This is a genomic window from Streptomyces sp. NBC_01217 (assembly GCF_035994185.1).
Classification (GTDB): domain Bacteria; phylum Actinomycetota; class Actinomycetes; order Streptomycetales; family Streptomycetaceae; genus Streptomyces.
Map to the genome: position 1 here is coordinate 1116670 of NZ_CP108538.1, position 18952 is coordinate 1135621.

General features: G+C 68.7%; 19 protein-coding genes and 1 pseudogene. 9 read left to right on the top strand and 11 right to left on the bottom strand.

The features are described from left to right. Positions 1-86: 86 nt before the first annotated feature. A pseudogene (locus OG507_RS04685) lies at positions 87-634 on the bottom strand (transposase); the annotation flags it as partial. A gap of 235 nt (positions 635-869) precedes the next feature. Between OG507_RS04685 and OG507_RS04690 the strand changes: the two are divergent. From OG507_RS04690 to OG507_RS04705, 4 genes are all read left to right on the top strand, one after another. After that, complete coding sequence (locus OG507_RS04690) at positions 870-1340, top strand: hypothetical protein (RefSeq protein ID WP_327372243.1); 471 nt, start codon at positions 870-872, stop codon at positions 1338-1340. Next, positions 1262-1834 (top strand): hypothetical protein, encoded by a 573-nt coding sequence (locus tag OG507_RS04695; protein ID WP_327365850.1) that lies wholly within the window; start codon positions 1262-1264, stop codon positions 1832-1834. The genes OG507_RS04690 and OG507_RS04695 overlap by 79 nt, the downstream gene beginning before the upstream one ends. Next, positions 1831-2199 (top strand): hypothetical protein, encoded by a 369-nt coding sequence (locus tag OG507_RS04700; protein WP_327365851.1) that lies wholly within the window; start codon positions 1831-1833, stop codon positions 2197-2199. Before OG507_RS04695 ends, OG507_RS04700 begins: the two co-directional genes overlap by 4 nt. A gap of 189 nt (positions 2200-2388) precedes the next feature. Further along, positions 2389-2955, top strand: a complete 567-nt coding sequence (locus tag OG507_RS04705; protein ID WP_327365852.1) for a hypothetical protein — start codon at positions 2389-2391, stop codon at positions 2953-2955. On the opposite strand, the gene OG507_RS04710 is transcribed toward OG507_RS04705, so the two are convergent. Continuing rightward, a complete protein-coding gene (locus OG507_RS04710) occupies positions 2873-3703 on the bottom strand; it encodes an IS5 family transposase (RefSeq protein ID WP_327365853.1) in 831 nt (276 codons plus the stop codon). The genes OG507_RS04705 and OG507_RS04710 overlap by 83 nt on opposite strands. A gap of 431 nt (positions 3704-4134) precedes the next feature. On the opposite strand from OG507_RS04710, the gene OG507_RS04715 reads away from it, so the two are divergent. The 3 genes from OG507_RS04715 to OG507_RS04725 all read left to right on the top strand — a co-directional run bounded on the left by OG507_RS04715 (position 4135) and on the right by OG507_RS04725 (position 6413). Beyond that, complete coding sequence (locus OG507_RS04715) at positions 4135-5352, top strand: ISAs1 family transposase (RefSeq protein ID WP_327365854.1); 1218 nt, start codon at positions 4135-4137, stop codon at positions 5350-5352. 171 nt (positions 5353-5523) lie between these two features. Then, complete coding sequence (locus OG507_RS04720) at positions 5524-5700, top strand: hypothetical protein (protein WP_327365855.1); 177 nt, start codon at positions 5524-5526, stop codon at positions 5698-5700. Between the two features lie 197 nt (positions 5701-5897). After that, on the top strand, positions 5898-6413 hold the full coding sequence (locus OG507_RS04725) for an excalibur calcium-binding domain-containing protein (protein ID WP_327365856.1): 516 nt from the start codon (positions 5898-5900) through the stop codon (positions 6411-6413). Between the two features lie 30 nt (positions 6414-6443). On the opposite strand, the gene OG507_RS04730 is transcribed toward OG507_RS04725, so the two are convergent. From OG507_RS04730 to OG507_RS04740, 3 genes are read right to left on the bottom strand one after another with little or no spacing between them, the layout of a single operon-like run. Further along, a complete protein-coding gene (locus OG507_RS04730; RefSeq protein WP_442810944.1) occupies positions 6444-7373 on the bottom strand; it encodes a carbohydrate ABC transporter permease in 930 nt (309 codons plus the stop codon). Further along, positions 7370-8284, bottom strand: coding sequence for a carbohydrate ABC transporter permease (locus OG507_RS04735; protein ID WP_327365857.1), 915 nt, complete (start codon positions 8282-8284; stop codon positions 7370-7372). Before OG507_RS04735 ends, OG507_RS04730 begins: the two co-directional genes overlap by 4 nt. Positions 8285-8330: 46 nt before the next feature. Beyond that, a complete protein-coding gene (locus tag OG507_RS04740; RefSeq protein ID WP_327371864.1) occupies positions 8331-9620 on the bottom strand; it encodes an ABC transporter substrate-binding protein in 1290 nt (429 codons plus the stop codon). Between the two features lie 265 nt (positions 9621-9885). Here OG507_RS04740 and OG507_RS04745 point away from each other — a divergent pair, with 265 nt between their 5' ends. Continuing rightward, positions 9886-11922 (top strand): NPCBM/NEW2 domain-containing protein, encoded by a 2037-nt coding sequence (locus tag OG507_RS04745; RefSeq protein WP_327365858.1) that lies wholly within the window; start codon positions 9886-9888, stop codon positions 11920-11922. A 155-nt stretch (positions 11923-12077) separates the two neighbouring features. Here the strand turns inward: OG507_RS04745 and OG507_RS04750 are convergent, their stop codons facing one another. Beyond that, positions 12078-13034, bottom strand: a complete 957-nt coding sequence (locus tag OG507_RS04750; RefSeq protein ID WP_327365859.1) for an ROK family protein — start codon at positions 13032-13034, stop codon at positions 12078-12080. 169 nt (positions 13035-13203) lie between these two features. Between OG507_RS04750 and OG507_RS04755 the strand changes: the two genes are divergently transcribed. After that, on the top strand, positions 13204-14232 hold the full coding sequence (locus OG507_RS04755; RefSeq protein WP_327365860.1) for a LacI family DNA-binding transcriptional regulator: 1029 nt from the start codon (positions 13204-13206) through the stop codon (positions 14230-14232). A 41-nt stretch (positions 14233-14273) separates the two neighbouring features. On the opposite strand, the gene OG507_RS04760 is transcribed toward OG507_RS04755, so the two are convergent. The 5 genes from OG507_RS04760 to OG507_RS04780 form a co-directional block, all read right to left on the bottom strand. Next, positions 14274-15572 carry a DUF6986 family protein gene (locus OG507_RS04760; RefSeq protein ID WP_327365861.1) on the bottom strand — a complete coding sequence of 433 codons (1299 nt, stop codon included), beginning with the start codon at positions 15570-15572 and terminating at the stop codon, positions 14274-14276. 176 nt (positions 15573-15748) lie between these two features. Continuing rightward, positions 15749-16711 (bottom strand): electron transfer flavoprotein subunit alpha/FixB family protein, encoded by a 963-nt coding sequence (locus tag OG507_RS04765; RefSeq protein ID WP_327365862.1) that lies wholly within the window; start codon positions 16709-16711, stop codon positions 15749-15751. Positions 16712-16769: 58 nt separating this feature from the next. Continuing rightward, positions 16770-17555, bottom strand: a complete 786-nt coding sequence (locus OG507_RS04770) for an electron transfer flavoprotein subunit beta/FixA family protein (RefSeq protein WP_327365863.1) — start codon at positions 17553-17555, stop codon at positions 16770-16772. 201 nt (positions 17556-17756) lie between these two features. Then, on the bottom strand, positions 17757-18263 hold the full coding sequence (locus OG507_RS04775; protein ID WP_327365864.1) for a flavin reductase family protein: 507 nt from the start codon (positions 18261-18263) through the stop codon (positions 17757-17759). A 196-nt stretch (positions 18264-18459) separates the two neighbouring features. Next, the gene (locus tag OG507_RS04780) at positions 18460-18786 is read right to left on the bottom strand and encodes a TlpA family protein disulfide reductase (RefSeq protein ID WP_327365865.1); all 327 of its coding nucleotides are present in this window, start codon (positions 18784-18786) and stop codon (positions 18460-18462) included. Positions 18787-18952: the final 166 nt, after the last annotated feature.

Sequence of the window (18952 nt, forward strand, 5' to 3'; positions counted from 1 at the left end):
GAGAAGATCGCCGGAGGGTCATCCACTACGGGCCCGCGCCTGCTGCGGACCAGGCCAGCGGTGGTTTGTTGACGGTGGGTCAGGGCAGCGACCACCGCCCGGCAGCCGAAGCCCGCCTCCTTCCCACGGCCCGCGAGAGCAGCGGCCAGCTGCGGTTTCGTGCGGAACGCCGGATCGGACCGGCCACAGGCGAAGTGATGGGCAGGGGTGTAAGGAGTCGCGTGCAGCGGGTAGTACCGCTGCCATCGGTCCACACCGTGGTCACCCTGACGATGCCGTTGTCCGTCTTGCCTGCCCACATGCGCGGTCGCCGTGCCGTCCTTGCGGTCCCCGGAGCCGTCGCCTGCTCCTCGCGCAGCAGCTCAAGCCGCCGGTCGTTGACCTGCTCGTCCTCCCAGGGGGATTCGGACAGGAAGAACTGCAGCCGCTGCACCCCCGACATACCCGCACCCGCCACCGGCTCCGCCCCTGCCAGGCAGGTGATGGTCTTGTTTCGCTCCCGCGGCGCCAGCAATCCGGTCAGATACTCACGAAAACCCCGCCGCTGTGCCAAGCTGAAGAAGAGGTCGTCGAACCGGGCCGCGTACTTCTCCAACGGCCCCAGCGCACGCGGACACGGACGGCGAGCGGTCATCTTCTGCCCCCTGCAAGGGAGTCGACTCCTACCACCGACGTACGACCAACCTGACCCGACGTCAACCCGTGCCACCGCCGGAATTAACGAACTACCGGTAGTCGACAACCCATCTACCAGGAGCTTCACCTCTTCCCGCACACAGCCCACCGCCCAGGGCGGCGTCGTTCAGCGAGTCTGTCCGGTTTGGTCACATGATGCCGAGAGTGGCGAGCAGTCGCATGGCGTCGCGTGCGTGGTGGCGGAGGCCGGCGCCCTGACCCGGACCGCCGAGATCATCGTGGCGGGTGTCACCCAAACCATCGCCTCGGACACCTCCACCCGCGACCTCGGCGGCTCGGCCTCCACTACGGAGTTCACCGCCTCCGTCGTCAAAGCCATCGAATTCGGCGCCGACCGCGGAACTGAATCGCCCGGCCCGAGCTCGACCACGATGCGCCCCTCAACCGGACACGAGCCCGCCGACGCCCGTCAGCGGATCGTGGCCGGCGGCCAAGGACGAGTTCGCCCGCCATGGGATCGCCGGAGCCCGCGTGGACCCCATCGCCCGGAGGCCAGGACGAGCAAGGAGCGGGTCTACGCCCACATCACCGAGCGCGATACGCCGCACTGGCCGAAGCTACCCCCATGGACCCGGCCGACCTGCCCGGCTACGCCGGCCGCCTTTTCGACCACTTCACCGCCCGCCCCGACCATTATCGCCTGATCGCCTGGGGGCGCCTCGAAGTGGCGGACACCGCCGCGGCCCACGACAACCCCATACAGGTGTCCACCGCGCGCAAACTCGAGCAGCTGCGCCAAGAACAGCAGGCCGGACAGGTCGACCCTGCCTGGGGCCCGGTGGACGTCCTCGCCCTGGTCAGTCAGCTCGCCCTTTACCTGGGCCGCCCAGCCCGAACTGCGCACCTTCGCCGAAGCGCAGGCACAGGACCCCTCGCTCCTCGCCCGCCGCGCCGCCCTTGTCACCGCAGTCGAAAAACTCTTCCCCCGAGCGGACTGAACCCCCGACGCTCGGAAGAAGTCCGATGCCGTCGATGCCTTGGCCTCGGCGAATATCCTGCGCACCGATATGGCCGCCCACGCTGGCCTAAATCGACCTTGCAGAGTTGGTTGAACAGGCAATATCTTCCGCTAGAGCTGCCTTGTTGCCGCAAAAGTGGCAGCTCTCTGACCTATACGAGTACGAGGTGGAAGCCATGACCAATCCCCTGATAATCCAACGCGCCGCTGTCGCGGCCAGCCTCTGCGGCGCCGCGATGCTTGCTTGCACTGCTGCGGCACAGCCCGCTGGCGCGGTCACCTACCCCGGGGTGTCCTTCTATGCCGGCGTCGACCAGACCGGCACGGAGTACCCAGTGGATCTCACCAGCACCGGCTGCCGGACTCTGCCGCAGAGCGCCCGCTCCGCAACTAACCTCTCTGCCACCGACGTCGCCGTCTACTTCAATCCCGACTGCCGCACCGGTGCCCCTGGCACCACAGGCGATCTCTACTTCGTCCTCGGAACCCTTCACACGGCCACCTTCCCGTATCCCGCATTGAGTTACCGCGTTCTCAACGGCTGAATTCCACGCCCGCTCGGAAGCCTGTGGACGCGCCGGGTGTGTCAATTTAACGGCTGATCCTGGTTGTTGAGTGCGTTGTGGCAAAGGGAGTCCCTGTTCGATGAGCAGGGGCTTCTTCGTGTGCGGGGTGTGATCGTGGAGGGGTAGGGGCAGGCAGCGGACGGCTTGTTGTTGATCGAGGAGGTTGTGATGCCGTCGGTGCTGGGGTTGATGGAGCGGCGTGAGGCGCGGGCGAGGCAGGAGCTGGAGTCCTGGACGGAGGTCCTCGAGCAGGCTCAGGCGGAGGTGGATGCCGCGCGGGAGCGGGTCGAGCGGGCCCGGGTGGGGCGTGAGGAGCTGGTGTCGGTGCTGGCCGAGGAGAGCGCGGTGAATACGCCGGTTTCTGTGCTGTCTGGTGGTGAGGTGGCTGCCACTGGGGGACCGAACGGTTCAGGCCCGGTGCATGGTGGGCGGCCGCCGGTGTGGCGGCCGGGCATCGGTGAGGAGGTGCTCAGCGGCGTGTATCGGGAGGTGTTCGCCGCGGTGGTGGCCGCTTCGGGGCCGGTGAACGGGGTGGAGCTGACCCGGGCGGTGGGCCGGGAGGCGGAGATCAAGAACGAGGTGGAGAAGATCCGTCACCGTGCCTATGTGCTGGAGAAGCGGGGCTGGCTGCTGCGGGCGGAGGACGGGCGGTTCACGCCGGCGCCGGGAGCAGTCGCTCGGGACGCTTCTCCGGCCAGCGCGGAGCGTCTGCGGCCAGGCGCCTCGACAGCCTGATCACGGCGGCCCACCACACCATCTGCTGGTGGTGATCGGGGCGGCGTTCGTGGTCGCGGTTGAGGCGGCGTGAGCGGGAGAGCCAGCTCAGCGTTCGCTCCACCACCCACCTGCGGGCCAGTACGACAAATCCGCGTTGTCCGTCGGACCGGCGCACGACCTCGATCCGCACCCCGTGGCGGGCGAACGCCTTCGCCAGCGCCGGACCCTGGCAGGCGCTGTCGACCCACACCAGTATTAGCAGTCGGCCCGGCTGTTCCATGAATGCCTCCAGCAGCGCCGGGGCGGCCTTGGAGTCATGCACATCCGCTGTGGTCACGGTGACCTCCAGGAGCAGGCCCTCTGTGTCGGTCAGGATGTGGCGCTTGCGGCCGTCACATGACTTGCCCCCGTCGTATCCGCGACTGTCCTCACCGACGGTTTCGGAGGCGTCCACCGACTGACTGTCGATGATCCCCCCACTGGGCTCGGCGTTGCGGCCCGTGCGTTCCCTCGCCGAGCGTCGCAGGCGTTCGTACAGCTCACGCACGTAGTCGTAGGACCGCCAGCGGCGGAAGAAATCGTAGACCGCCCGCCAGTACGGGAAGTCGACCGGCAGAGCCGTCCACTTCACACCGTTGTCGACGAGGTAGCGCACCGCGTCGAGCATCTCGCGATGGCAAAACGCCTCCGGACGCCCGCCCCGCTTCAGGAGCCAGGCCGGCACCGGCATCACGGAGCGGACCTCGGCCCACTCCGCGTCCGTCATGTCACTCGGATAGCAGCCTGCCCGCCGCCCCGCAGCGATCGAACCGAACCGGTGCACGTAGCAGTCACACCCAAGGGTGACCGCAGTGGACGCAGGCACAGCAGAGATGGTCAACTCGTCCGACAACGGGCCTCCTTGCTCGTGACCGGCCTCAACAACCACGTCACTACCAAGGGGCCCGTTTCTCTATGCCCACGACCGCACCGGCATCTCTGTCCGAATGATCACCCGCACCGCGGGCTTCGAACGAGATCCGGTTTGCCACAACGCACTGAGTGTCAGTTGTTGCTCGGGGTCAGGCGCAGAGCTTGTGCAAGTTCCCGGGATCGCCCAACTGGCGTGAGGGTGGCCGCGGGTTGGGGCGGATGACAGAGCGGACACGGGGTCCGTGATCATTCAGGTGTCTAAGCCAAGTGATCAAGAAGGTTCCCGTGTCCGCTGTCTCATCTTCCCCGATCCCCGCCGTGTTGGCCAAGCTGGGTCCCCTCAATCCGGACGACACGGCTGACCTGCGCATCTTCCTGGAGGCGGTTTCCGATCCGCGCTCCCGGCGGGGCCGCTGGTACTCGTTGACCTCGATCCTGCTGGTCTGCGCGGCAGCCGCGGTCTCGGGAGCCCGGACCATCGACGAACTTGCCGAGTGGGGCTCCCGCGCCGACGCCGGGCTGCTTGCCTCGCTCGGCGTGCGCCGTCATCTGCTGCGCTGGCGGCATGCGCCGTCAAGGTCGGCGATCGGGCGGGTCCTCGAGCGCCTCGACGCCAACGCACTCGATGCGGCCGTGGGTGCCTGGCTGGCTCACCGCCACACCGCCAGGACGGCAGCAGTCCGGGACGGACGGCGCGTGATCGCCGTTGACGGCAAGGCACTGCGCAGCTCCGCCCGCCTGGACCAGCCCCGCCGGCACCTGCTGTCCGCCGTCACTCACGGCTGCCCGGTCACCCTCGCCCAGGCTGAGGTTGGGTCCAAGACCAACGAGACACGGCACTTCCAGCCCCTCCTTGCACCGCTCGACCTGGAGGGAGACGTGGTCACCTTCGACGCGCTGCACTCCGTGAAGGCCAACGTCGCCTGGCTGGCCGAGACCAAGAAGGCGCACTACGTGGCCGTGATCAAGCCCAACCAGCCCACCGCCTGGGCCCAACTGGACGGCCTGGACTGGCATGCGGTGGCCATCCAGCACACCGCCTCGAGCAAGGGACACGGCCGTCGCGAGTCCCGCTCGATCAAGACTCTCGCCATCGCCGACAACCTCGGCGGCATCGCCTTCCCCCACGCGAAGCTCGCCCTCCGCGTTCACCGCCGCCGCAAAGAGACCGGCAGGAAGGAGACCCGCGAGACCGTCTACGCGGTCACCAGCCTCGACGTCCACCAGGCGAAACCGGCCGAACTCGCCTCCCACCTGCGCGGACACTGGACCGTGGAAGCCCAGCACCACATCCGCGACCGCACCTTCGCCGAAGACGCCTCCACTGTCCACGCCGGCAACGCACCCCGCGTCATGGCCACCCTCCGCAACCTCGCGATCGGAGCCCTCAAAGCCCTCGGAGCGACCAACATTGCGAAGACCACCCGCGCCATCCGCGACCAACCCGAACGAGCCCTCCCCATCCTGGGCATCACCTACAAGCCCGACCTCAACGGAACTTGATCAAGCCCTGCGCAACACCCTGCCGCGAAAACCCTGTTGTGGCGATGCTGTTACCCGAACGGCGCCGCCGGTCGTCCGCGGACGGCGTCCCACTGTACGAGCCCGGCCGTAACGGGGGCACCCGAAAGGTCGTTGAGCGGACAGGCCGGACCGACGACCAGGGGGTGCACCGTGCGTCGCACAGTACTTGAACGCTTTCCCGCGGGAGGACCGCGAGGCAGCTGGCCCGCAGAGGAATTCGCAGCTGCCCGCCGTTGCGAGGGCATGGCGGCGGAGGTGGTCATGGACCTGGACCAGGACGCGTTCCTGGTGGTCGTACCGCAACAGGCGACGGACCGGGGCCACTGACCGCGGCTCGGTGGGCCTGGTCCGGCTTCTTCCTGCGGACGGCCGGCATGGGGTTGCTCACGGATGGCTCCCGCCGAGCACGACCGTCACTTCCTTCACTTTTTGGTCACAGATCCATCACCAACGGAACATGCTGCTACCAACCCGATTCCGGGCCGATACGTTCATCCCTCCATCAACCGCACTCAGGGGGATGTATGTCTCAGAGCCACCAGCCGCCGTGGGGTCAGCCGCCCCAGCCGCCCGTCAACAACCCTTACGGCGCTCCCGCTTCCCCTGAGCATCGCCCGAAGTGGACGCGGAAGCGCATCCTGATCCCGGCTGCCATCGCCCTGTTCTTCGTGGGCGTGGGGATCGGCGGAGCAAACGATCCTGCAGAGGCGCAGACGGCGGGCAAAGCACAGGCCGCACCCTCGGCGACGGTGACCGCGACAGCCACGGTGACCGCCACTGCGGCACCCGCACCCACCGAGACGGTCACCGCGAGCCCGGAGCCGGTACCGACCGTCACGAAGACCAAAACCGTCAGAGTGACCGTCGCGCCGGCGGGCGAGGACGGCACGTCCGGTGGATCCGGATCGGGTGGAGACAGCTCGGTGTACTACGCCAACTGCACTGCCGTGCGTGCCGCGGGCGCCGCACCCATCCGTTCCGGAGACCCCGGCTACGGGCGGCATCTCGACCGGGACGGGGACGGGGTCGGCTGTGAGTAGCCGGCTGCCCGTGCCCCGCCGTGCCGTCGGCTACCCCTTGCTGGAGCCCAGGGTGAGGCCCGCGATGAAGTGGCGCTGGAGCAGGAGGAAGACCACGAGTGTCGGCAGCGCGACGATGACCGAGCCGGCTGCCAGCAGGTTGTAGTCGGTGAAGAACTGGCCCCTGAGATTGTTCAGTGCCGAGGTGACGGGGAGTTTGTCGCCGTCGGAGATGAAGACCAGCGCCCACAGGAAGTCGTTGTACATCCAGGTGAACTGGAGCGTGCCGAGCGCGGCCAGGGCCGGGCGGCACAGGGGCAGGGTGATCCGCCGGTACTGGGTCCAGATGCCCGCGCCGTCGACGATGGCGGCCTCCAGGATCTCCTGGGGCAGGGTGCGCATGAAGTTGGCCAGGACGAAGACGCAGAAGCCGAGCTGGAAGCCGATCTGGACGGTGATGACGGCCCAGTACGAGTCGAACATCGTCATCGAGTCGGACATCCAGTAGGGCAGCGGGATGCGGTTGAAGACGACGTACAGGGGCGTGACGATCACCTGCTGCGGCAGCAGGTTCCCTGCGGTGAAGAGCATGAGCAGGACGAGGCCGCCGCGCAGCCTCAGCCGGGCCAGTGCGAAGGCCGCGAAGGAGGCGAGGAAGAGGGTGATGAGCACCCCCGGGACCGCGATGATCATGGTGTTGACGAAGTACTTCGTCATGCCGGAGTCGGAGAACGCCTGGCGGTAGTAGTCCAGGGAGAGGTGGCGGGGCAGCGAGAAGTAGCCGTGCTCCGACGTCTCGTCGTACGGCCGCAGCGAGGCGTACACCGCGAGCAGCAGCGGGGCGAGGAAGGCGAGGGAGACCGCCGTCAAAAAGGCGTGGACGCCGATCCTGCCGGGGCGGATACGGCGCCGGGCGGCCGCGGGGGCTGGCGCCGGGGGTGCGGTGGGACGCGCGGAGGAGGGGGCGGTGTGGACGGTCAACGGTTCTTCTCCCCTCGGAGCTCCTGGACCAGGTACGTCACCACGAATCCCAGGGAGACGGCCAGCAGGACGACGGCGATGGCGGAGCCGAAGCCGATGCGGCTGGCCTCGCCGATGATGTTGTCGGTGACGAGCACCGAGAGGAGTTCGAGTCCGTTGCGGCCGTGGTTGACGGCGTACACGATGTCGAAGGCGCGCAAGGACTCGATGACGGTGATGACGCCGACGATGACATTGACCGGCCGCAGCGTGGGGAAGACGATGCGGAAGAAGGTCTGGGCCTCGCCCGCCCCGTCGATCGCCGCGGCCTCCTTCAGCGAGGGGTCGACGGCCTTGAGCCCGGCGAGGTAGAGAATCATCACATAGCCGGTGTGCCGCCAGGCCGCGGCCAGCAGGACCATCCAGATGTTGAGGTCCGGGTCGCCGAGCCAGTCGGTCGGCGAATCCGTGTCCCCGATGACCGCGTTGAGGGCGCCCTGGTCGCGGGAGAAGACCAGCTGGGCGATGAAACCGACCACGGCGAGGGACAGCACGACGGGCATGTACAGCGTCGACTGGTAGAAGCGGCTGAAACGCGCGCCCCGGTCGATGAGTACGGCGAGCAGCAGCCCGAACGGCGCGGCGACCATGCCCAGGAAGGCGAGCCAGAGCAGATTGTGCCGGGCGGCGGGCCAGAACTGCGGGTAGTTGGTGAAGAGGTTCTCGTAGTTGCGCGTACCGACCCATGTGATGTCACCGATGCCGTCCCAGCTGGTGAAGGAGAGCACGACGGAGGCGAGGGTCGGTCCCCACACGATGGCGATGTCGAGCAGGACGGGTATGCCGAGCAGCACACCGAGTACGGCGAGGTCGCGGCCGGTGAACCGCCGCGAGACCCGCCGTCCGGTGCGCCGCGCCGAGAGGAACGACACGGTCGGTACTCCAGGTTCAGTGGGATTCCATCGGGGTCGTCCGGGGTCAGTCGGCGGCGAAGATGGTCTTCTTCTGCCGTTCGATGTCATTGACCAGGCCGTCCACGTCGTTCGGGTTGCTGATGAACTTCTGGATCGCCGGGATCATGACCGTGGAGGAGAAGTCCGGCCGGGTGTCGCGGTCCAGGAACTGGGAGATCTGCTTGGCCCCGGAGACCAGCTCCACGGCCTTCTTCTGGATCGGCGTGTACGCGGAGATGTCCGCCTGGTCGCTGACCGCGATGTTGTTCGGGTCGCTCTTCAGGTAGATGTCCTCGGCCTTCCCGGTGGCCAGCCACTTGAGCAGGTCCTTGGCGCTCTCCAGGGTCTTGTCGTTCTTGAGGCTCTTCGACTTCTTCGCCAGCAGGAACCCGTCGATGGGTGCCTCGACCGCGTCCTGCCCGTGCTCCGGGTTGATGACGGGGAAGGGGAAGAAGTCGAGGTCGCTCTGTTCCCCTTCGGGGAACTGCTGGCCGGGGTGCGGCAGGCCGAACACGGCCATGCCGGCCTCCTTCTTCTGAAGGCTGGTGGCGGCCTCCTGCCAGGTGCGGCCGTTGGCGCCCTGCTGGCAGTACGGGAGCAGCCGGCGCCAGGTGTCGAAGACTTCCCTGACCCGCTTGTCGGTCCAGGCGGCCTCGCCCGCCATCAGGCTCTTGTGGAACTCATAGCCATTGGTCCGCATGTTGATGTAGTCGAAGGTGCCCATGGCGGGCCAGCCGTCCTTGTCGCAGAAGGCGATGGGGTCCAGCTTGTCCTTCTTCATCTGCTTGGCAAGGGCCACGTACTCGTCGAGCGTCTTCGGCGCCTGATAGCCGCGATCGGCGAACAGGCTCTTGCGGTGGAAGACGGCCCACGGATAGTAGTAGTACGGCGTGAGGTACTGCTTGCCGTCCGAACCCGACGACTGGGCTTTCAGCGCGGCCGAGAAACCCTTGTACTCCTGCCAGTTGTCACTGATGTCGTACAGCAGGCCTTTCTCGGCGAAGAACTGCATCCGGTAGCCGGCGAACCACATGAAGACATCGTCCGGCTTGCCCTGGAGATAGCGATTGATGTTCTCCTGAAAGGTGTTGTGGTCGACGGTGTTGACCTCCACCTTTCGCCCGCCCGACTGTGCCTCGTACGCCGAGAAGGCATCGGCGAAGGCCTTCTTCGGTACGGGGTCGGACGAATTCGAGCCCATGGTGATCGTCTTGCCGTCACCACCGGGGCCGCTTCCGCACGCGGCGAGCAGGGAGGGAAGCGTCACGGCTCCTGCGCCGACTGCCGTGCCACGCAGCAGACTTCGCCGGGACATCCGATGTCCTACGACGCTGCCCGGCACACCTGACCTGTCGTAATCAGACTGCGTCATGCCCAACTCCTCTGGGATGCAACCCAACACAACCGAACGTGCGATTGGATCTCACCCCCAAGTGATGGTGCCGTCAAGGGTTTTGACGAGATGCCGAACAACCGTTGCCGCTCCCCTTCCAACAGACTCCAACACGCTCTACCGTAATCGCACGACTTGGCGTGCACATGCCTTAACTGATCCCGCACGAGTATGGAGGAACGTATCGATGCGTCATCTTCCAACCCGTACAACCCGAACCAGCCCCCGCGGAGTCATCGGAGCGCTGCTGGCCGGGCTGCTCTGCGCCACGGGAGCGACCGTTCCCGCCGTCGCGGATGCACCGGCTCCCGCGCCCGCGTCGGCTCCCCGGGCCGACAACGGCCTCGCGCTCACCCCTCCCATGGGGTTCAACAATTGGAACTCGACGCACTGCCGCGCCGAGTTCAACGAGTCGATGGTCAAGGGAATCGCCGACATCTTCGTCGAGAAGGGCCTCAAGGACGCCGGCTATCAGTACGTCAATCTCGACGACTGCTGGGCAAAGCCGCAGCGCAATGCGGACGGAAAACTGGAGGCCGATCCGCAGCGCTTCCCGAACGGCATCAAGGCAGTCGCGGACTATGTCCACTCCAAAGGCCTGAAAATCGGCATCTATACCAGTGCCGGCACCAAGACCTGCGACAGCGTGGGGCTTCCGGGTGCGCTCGGCCATGAGTACAGCGATGCGCAGCAGTTCGCCGACTGGGGCATCGACTACCTCAAGTACGACAACTGCAACAACCAGGGTGTCGACGCGAAACAGCGCTATACGACGATGCGGGACGCACTGGCGGCGACCGGCCGCCCCATTGTCTACAGCATCTGCGAATGGGGCGAGAACAAGCCCTGGGAGTGGGCCGCCGGCATCGGCAATCTCTGGCGCACCACCGGCGACATCAACGACAGCTGGGGCAGCATGCTGTCGATCATGAAGCAGAACCTTCCCCTCGCCGCGGCCGCGGGCCCAGGGCACTGGAACGACCCCGACATGCTGGAGGTCGGCAACGGCGGCATGACGGACACTGAGTACCGCACCCACTTCTCCATGTGGTCCGTGATGGCGGCGCCGCTGCTCATCGGTTCCGATCTGCGCAAGGCGGGCCCGGAAACCTTCGAGATCCTCTCCAACCACGAGGTCATCGCGGTCGATCAGGACCCGCTGGGCAAGCAGGGCACCGTCCTCTCCTCCACCGGCGGACGCTGGGTCGTCGCCAAGGAGATGCAGGACGGCAGCCGCGTCGTGGCTCTCTTCAACGAGACCGGCAGCGCCCAGCGCATCTCGACGACGGCCGAGGCGGCAGGGCTGCCGAAGGCCACCGCGTACACGATGCGCGACCTGTGGGAGCACACGACGTACAACACGGCGGGCGGCGTCTCGGCGACAGTTCCGGCGCACGGGACCGTACTGCTGCGCATCGCGGCCGACCGCAAGTGGGCCGCGCATCCGCCCGCCGTGGAAGTCGGCCTGAACGGGAGGCCGTTGGTCGAGGCGGGTCGCACCGCCACTCTCACGACGACGGTCACCGATCTCGGCCGCACCCCCGCCAAGAAGGTCTCCGCGGCACTCACCGGCCCCTCGGGCTGGCGGGTGAAGGCCGTATCGCCGACCGGATCGCCGGCGCTGCCGACCGGCCGGGCCCTCGCCACCCGCTGGCAGGTGACGGCCCCTGCGGGCACGGCCACCGGTGCGTACGATCTGACGCTCACCGCCCGCTACCGCTCACCGGCCGGAACACGGGTGACGTCCACGGTCCCGTTCCAGGCCCATGTGGTGGTCGCGCCACCTGTGGGCGGCGGCTACCTCGGCGATCTGCCCCGGCTCTCCGAAGCCAACGGCTGGGGTCCGGTCGAGAAGGACACCAGCAACGGCGAGAGCGAAGCGGGTGACGGAAATCCTCTCACCATCGGCGGCACGGTCTTCGCCAAGGGCCTCGGCGTGCACGCCGACAGCGCCGTCGAGTTCTACACCGGCGGGGCATGCGGCACCGTGACCGCGCAGGTCGGGGCCGACGACGAGAAGGGCGCCAAGGGGACGGTCGCCTTCGAGGTCTGGGCCGACGGTACGAAGGTGGCATCGACCGGCGTGCTGACCAACGCGATGCCCGCGCAGCCACTCTCCGCGGATGTGAGCGGTGCGCAGGTGGTACGTCTGGTGGTCACCGACGGCGGGGACGGTATCGATTCCGACCACGCGGACTGGGCGGACCTGCGGATCACCTGCTGAAGGGGAGCGCCGACGGGCGAATCTGCCGGACAGCCGGGGGGACAGCGACGTGGAATCACGCCCGCGGCTACGGGCCACGTCGCACCTTCGGACGCCGGGAGGGCCCCGGGACATCGGTCCCGGGCCCTTCCGGCGCTTTTCTTCCCGCCGGACGATCAGGCCTGAACGGCCACCGCATCGCCCGAGGCGACCCGCACCGCCGCGGCCGCCGCGCCGACCAGCCCGGCGTCGGTCCCCATGACCGCCGGGGCCACCGTGAGCTGCTGGACGAAGGAGAGCGTGGCGTACCTGCGCAGGGCACGGCGCAGCGGAGCGAAGAGGATGTCACCCGCACCGGCCACCCCTCCGCCGATCACCGCGATCTCGATCTCGACGAGCGTGGCGGTGGCGGCGATTCCCGCGGCCAGCGCCTGCGCTGCACGCTCGAACGAGGCGATGGCGACCGGATCCCCGGCGCGCGCGGCGGCGGCCACGGCGGCGGCCGAGGCGTCGCCGTCCGGACCGGGCCGCCAGCCGGTCTCCAGGGCCCGGCGGGCGATGTTCGGCCCGCTGGCGATGCGCTCGACGCAGCCGCGCGAACCGCACGGGCACAGATCGCCGTCCAGGTCCACGCTGACGTGGCCGATGTGCCCGGCGTTGCCCGTGGGCCCGGGGTGCAGCTTTCCGCCGAGGACGAGTCCGCCGCCGACACCGGTCGACACGACCATGCACAGCGCGTTGTCATAGCCGCGGGCGGCACCCAACCAGTGCTCGGCCGCGGTCATCGCGACGCCGTCGCCGACCAGTTCCACGGGCAGCCCGCCGACCACCTTGCCAACCCGTTCCACCAGCGGGAAGTCACGCCAGCCGGGGACGTTGACGGGGCTGACCGTACCGGCCGAGGCGTCCACCGGGCCGGCGCTGCCGATACCGACGGCCGTCGCCCGCTCCCACAGCGGCGATTGCGACAGCTCTGCCAGGACCTCTGTCACGGCGCCCATCACCGTCTCGGCGCTCTCCCGGGCGGGCGTCGGCCGCTGCGCCCGTACGAGGAGCCCCCCGCCGCCGTCCACCAGCGCGGCGGCGATCTTGGTGCCGCCGATGTCCAGCGCGGCGACGAGGTCGGTATGCATCGGTGTGGCTCCGTGAGTAGGGGGCGGGGACCTGCGGCTTCGGGAAACAGTCTGCCTAGTCTCCATTCAGCTGACAACGTTGTCCAGGGCCTATGCTCGACGGCACAGCCTCCGGCACCGCTCCGTGGGCCGACCGGACCGCCCGCACCCGACGACAGGACAGCGCACCGTGGCCGAGACCGCCCGTCATTCCGAGAACCGTTACGGCAACCGGCCGACCATGAAGGATGTGGCGGCCCGCGCCGGAGTGGGCCTCAAGACGGTCTCCCGTGTGGTCAACAGCGAGCCGGGCGTCACGCCCGACACCGAACGCCGGGTCCAGGAGGCCATCGAGGCGCTCGGCTTCCGCCGCAACGACAGCGCGCGTGTCCTGCGCAAGGGCCGCACCGCCTCCATCGGCCTGGTCCTGGAGGATCTCGCCGACCCGTTCTACGGGCCGCTGAGCCGCGCGGTGGAGGAGGTCGCCCGGGCTCACGGCGCCCTGCTCATCAACGGGTCGAGCGCCGAGGACCCGGAGCGCGAGCAGGAGCTCGTACTCGCCCTGTGCGCGCGCCGGGTGGACGGGCTCATCGTGATTCCGGCCGGCGACGACCACCGCTATCTGGAGCCGGAGATAAAGGCCGGCATCGCCACCGTCTTCGTGGACCGCCCGGCGGGCCGTATCGACGCCGACATGGTCCTCTCCGACAGCTTCGGGGGCGCCCGCGAGGGCGTCGCCCATCTGATCGCGCACGGCCACCGCCGGATCGGCTTCATCGGCGACCAGCCGCGCATCCACACCGCCACGGAACGACTGCGCGGCTACCACGCGGCCATGGCGGACGCCGGGACGACGGTCGAGGACTCCTGGGTCGCCCTCGGGTCGACCGAGCCCGACCGGGTGCGGGCCGCCGTCGAGAAGATGCTCTCCGGACCCGAGCCCGTCACCGCGCTGTTCGCGGGCAACAACCGGGTGACGGTGACAGCGGTGCGCGTTCTCGCCGAGCAGGAACGCCGGATCGCCCTGGTCGGCTTCGACGACATCGAACTGGCCGATCTGCTCGGCATCACCGTCGTCTCCCAGGATGCCGCCGCCGTCGGCCGCACCGCCGCCGAGCACCTCTTCCGCCGCCTGGACGGCGCGGACCACGCCCCGGCCCGCGTGGAGCTCCCCACGCGGCTCATCCAACGCGGCTCGGGCGAGCTGCCGCCCGCCTGAGCCACCGGGCCGCGCCGCGCGGCCCCTTGCGCGGTCGGCCGCTACGGCGCGGTCACCGTCAGCCCGCCCCGCCGCGGCGATGCGAACGCGTCCAGGTCCGCGCGCTTCAGCCCGGTCAGGCGGGCGACCTCGGCGGTGTCCAGGGCGCCGCAGTCGATGCCGCGCAGCAGGTAACCGCTGAGCGCCTTGGCGGTGGCGGGTTCGTCCATGACGTCGCCGCCCGCCTTGGCGACGTACGCGGCGAGCCGCGCGGCGGCCTGCTCCAGGCCCTCGCGGTAGAAGGTGTAGACGGCCGCGTAACGGGTCGGCAGATGACCCGGGTGCATGTCCCAGCCCTGGTAGTAGGCGCGGGCCAGGGCGCGGCGGGTGAGGCCGTAGTGGAGTCGCCAGGCCTCGTGGACCTGGTGGGTGGGGCCGACCGGGAGGACGTTGGTGGAGCCGTCGGAGACCCGTACGCCGGTGCCTGCGGCGGCCACCTGCATGACGGCCTTGGCGTGGTCGGCGGCCGGGTGGTCGCTCGCCTGGTAGGCGGCGCTGACGCCGACACAGGCGCTGTAGTCGAAGGTGCCGTAGTGCAGACCGGTGGCGCGGCCCCGCGCGGCGTCGATCATGCGGGCCACGGCGGCGGTGCCGTCGGCAGCCAGGATCGACTGGCTGGTCTCGATCTGGATCTCGAAGCCGAGTCGGCCCGACGGCAGACCGTGGGCCTCCTCGAAGGCTTCGAGGAGCCGGACGAAGGCGGTGACCTGTTCGGGGTACGTCACCTTGGGAAGGGTGAGGACCAGGCCGTCGGACAGACCTCCCGCCCGCATGAGGCCAGTGAGGAAGATGTCCGTGGTACGGATGCCCCGGTCGCGCACGGCGGCCTCCATGCACTTCATCCGGATGCCCATGTACGGGGCCGCGGTGCCGTTCTCGTACGCCTGTGAGATCAGCCGGGCGGCGCGGGCGGCCGCCTCGTCCTCCTCGGCGTCGGGGCGGGGGCCGTAGCCGTCCTCGAAGTCGATGCGCAGATCCTCGACGGGCTCGCGCTCCAGCTTGGCGCGTACGCGGTCGTAAACGGGGGCGGCGAGCTCGTCAGGGATGCCGAGGACGGCGGCGAACGAGGGCGCGTCGGGGGCGTGTTCATCGAGGGCCTTCAGCGCCTGGTCCCCCCAGAAGCGGATGGTGCCCGCGGTGAACGTGTCGCCGGGGACGTAGACCGTGTGGACCGGCTGGCGCGTCCCCGGGTCTCCCGGGTAGCGGCGGGCGAGCTCGGCGTCGACCGCGGTGAGGGAGGCGCTGATCTCCTCGCTCACCGCACCGGCGAGGCTCGTTTCCACCTTCTCCTGCTGACCCATTTCCACACCCTCCACAGTCGCACTGTTTCCGCTTTCCGGAATCAACAATCCGTATGGTGAAGCTATAAGGCCGTCGAACCTGCGTCAATGGTGATCAGAAACGGTCCGGGGCCGCGCGGTGAGAACACACCACGCGGCCCCGGACCGTCGAGAACGGGTACAGCTCCCCCGGAGGATCAGCCCTTGCGGGTGTTGACTTCGTCGGTGAGCTGGGGGACGACCTGGAAGAGGTCGCCGACGACGCCGTAGTCGACGAGGTCGAAGATGGGGGCTTCGGCGTCCTTGTTGATCGCGACGATCGTCTTCGAGGTCTGCATGCCCGCCCGGTGCTGGATCGCGCCGGAGATACCCGACGCGATGTACAGCTGCGGGGACACCGACTTGCCGGTCTGGCCGACCTGGTTGGAGTGCGGGTACCAGCCCGCGTCGACCGCGGCACGCGAGGCACCCACCGCCGCGCCGAGCGAGTCGGCGAGCGCCTCGATGATCGCGAAGTTCTCGGCACCGTTCACGCCACGGCCACCGGACACCACGATCGCGGCCTCGGTCAGCTCCGGACGCCCCGTCGACTCGCGCGGGGTGCGGGAGAGAACCTTCGTGCCGGTGGCCTGCGCCGAGAAGCCGACCGGCAGGGTCTCGACCACACCCGCGGCCGGGGCCGCCTCGACCGGGGCCGAGTTCGGCTTCACCGTGATGACCGGGACACCCCTGGTGACACGGGACTTCGTGGTGAACGACGCGGCGAACGCCGACTGCGTGGCCACCGGACCCTGCTCACCGGCCTCCAGATCCACCGCGTCGGTGACGATCCCGGAACCGATCCGGACCGCGAGGCGGGCGGCGATCTCCTTGCCCTCGGCGGAGGACGGAACCAGCACCGCGACCGGGGACACCGCCTCGACCGCAGCCTGCAGCGCATCCACCTTCGGCACGACCAGATAATCGGCGAACTCGGGGGCGTCCGCGGTCAGGACCTTCACCGCACCGTGCTCAGCCAGCACCGACGCGGTCTCGGCCGCACCCGCGCCCAGCGCGAGCGCGACCGGCTCACCGACCCGACGCGCCAGCGTCAACAGCTCCAGAGTGGGCTTGCGGACGGCGCCGTCCACGTGGTCGACATAGACGAGAACTTCAGCCATGGGACTTCAATCTCCTGCAGATTGCGAAGAAACGACGGAACGGAAACGGACAAGGGGGCTAGATGAACTTCTGACCCGCCAGGAACTCGGCCAGCTGCCTGCCGCCCTCACCCTCGTCCTTGACGATCGTGCCCGCGCTGCGGGCCGGGCGCTGCGCCGCAGAGTCGACCGCGCTCCAGGCACCCGCCAGGCCGACCTCGTCCGCCTCGATCTCCAAATCCTCCAGGTCCCAGGACTCCACCGGCTTCTTCTTCGCCGCCATGATCCCCTTGAACGAGGGGTAGCGTGCCTCGCCCGACTGGTCGGTCACCGACACCACCGCCGGGAGGGAGGCCTCCAGCTGCTCGGACGCGCTGTCGCCGTCACGGCGGCCCCGCACGACCCCGCCCTCGACAGAGACCTCGGACAGCAGCGTGACCTGCGGGACACCCAGACGCTCGGCCAGCAGCGCGGGAACCACACCCATCGTGCCGTCCGTCGACGCCATGCCCGAGATCACCAGGTCGTAGCCCGCCTTCTCGATCGCCCTGGCCAGCACCAGCGACGTGCCGATCACGTCCGTACCGTGCAGATCGTCGTCCTCGACGTGAACAGCCCTGTCCGCACCCATCGACAGCGCCTTGCGCAACGCGTCCCTGGCATCCTCCGGACCCACCGTCAGCACGGTGATCTCCGCATCGTCCGCCCCGTCCGCGATCTGCAGCGCCTGCTCCACCGCGTACTCGTCCAGCTCCGACAGCAGACCGTCGACATCCTCACGGTCCAGCGTCAGATCATCCGCGAAATGCCGGTCACCGGTGGCATCGGGCACATACTTCACACAGACAACGATCCTCAAGCTCACGCCGGCTCTCCTACTGCATCGTCATTTCTGGGCTGCCTTGTTGCACGCAGCATAGGCGCCTTATGGGGCGGTTTCCGGTCAGGGCGACCGGCGCTCCGATCAAAATATTACTCGCCAGTACACCCAGTGTGTCACCCATGAGCAAGCCCTTTGGATGTGACCTGGCCGACGCTCGGCGCCCAGCCGCCGCACGGGAGTTCCTCAGTCCCGCAGCGCGGTGAAACGACCCTGATGGTAGAGGAGCGGGCGACCGCCTCCGGCCGGGTCGCCGACCACGGCCTCCGCGATCACGATCCGGTGGTCCCCCGCCGGGATCCGCGCCACCACGCGGCAGACCAGCCACGCCACCACTCCGTCGAGCACCGGCACACCCTCGGGCCCACTGCGCCAATAGGTGGACAGGCCGAAGCGGTCGGCGCCGCTGCGGGCGAAGGTGGTGGCCAGCTCCTGCTGGTGCTCACCGAGTATGTGGACGCCGATGTGCTCCGCCTCGGCCACGACCGGCCAACTGGAGGACGAGGTCCCCACACCGAAGGAGATCAGCGGCGGCTCGGCGGCGACGGAGTTGAGAGAGGTGGCGGTGAAACCCACCGGCCGGTCACCCGCGGCGGTGATCACCGCCACACCCGCGGCATGCTGCCGGAAGACCGAGCGGAGGAGTTCGGGGGATGCCGTGCGGGGGGTGCCGAGCTCGGGCGAAGCCGTCATGAAGGTGTCCTTCTGCGGGAGAGGCGTACGGGGCCGTGGTTGCTCAGGCACCCGGACAGCGCGCACTCGCGTTGCGGGCGAGATCCACGTGGACCCGGCCGTAGAGAAGGAGTTCTGGCGGCATAGCGTCAGACTGACGATGCGTGGTGGGTGCAGTCAAGAGCGTTCCGCAATGTGGGAGATGCGTCACGGTCCGTCACATCGCCCGTCCCAGCGCGGCGACGACATCGACGGTACGTGGCTGGCCGACGGCCCGGCGGACGATCCGTCCGGTGGCATCGAGGACCAGCACGGTCGGCGTCCGGCTGATCTCCAGCTCGCGCACGAGAGTGAGATGCGCCTCGGCGTCGATCTCGACATGGGCGACGCCGTCCACCATGCGCGCCACCTCGGCAAGCGTGCGGCGGGTGGCCCGGCAGGGCTGACAGAACGCGCTGGAGAACTGCACGAGGGTGGCCCGCTCCCCCAATTCCGCGCCGAGTTGGGCCGCGTCCAGCGTTCCCTCGTCCGTCTGCCCGTCCACCCTCGGCCTCCTGTCAGAGCTCTTCGCAAGAGGTCAGCACCACCGGGCACCGAGACATTCCCGACGCTTCCACGTGACGAGAATCTCGCGGCCCGCGCCCCGGGAGACTGGCCACCGCGTCGCGCATGGGGCACGATCGGCGCAATGCCGCAAACCTACGGCTGCG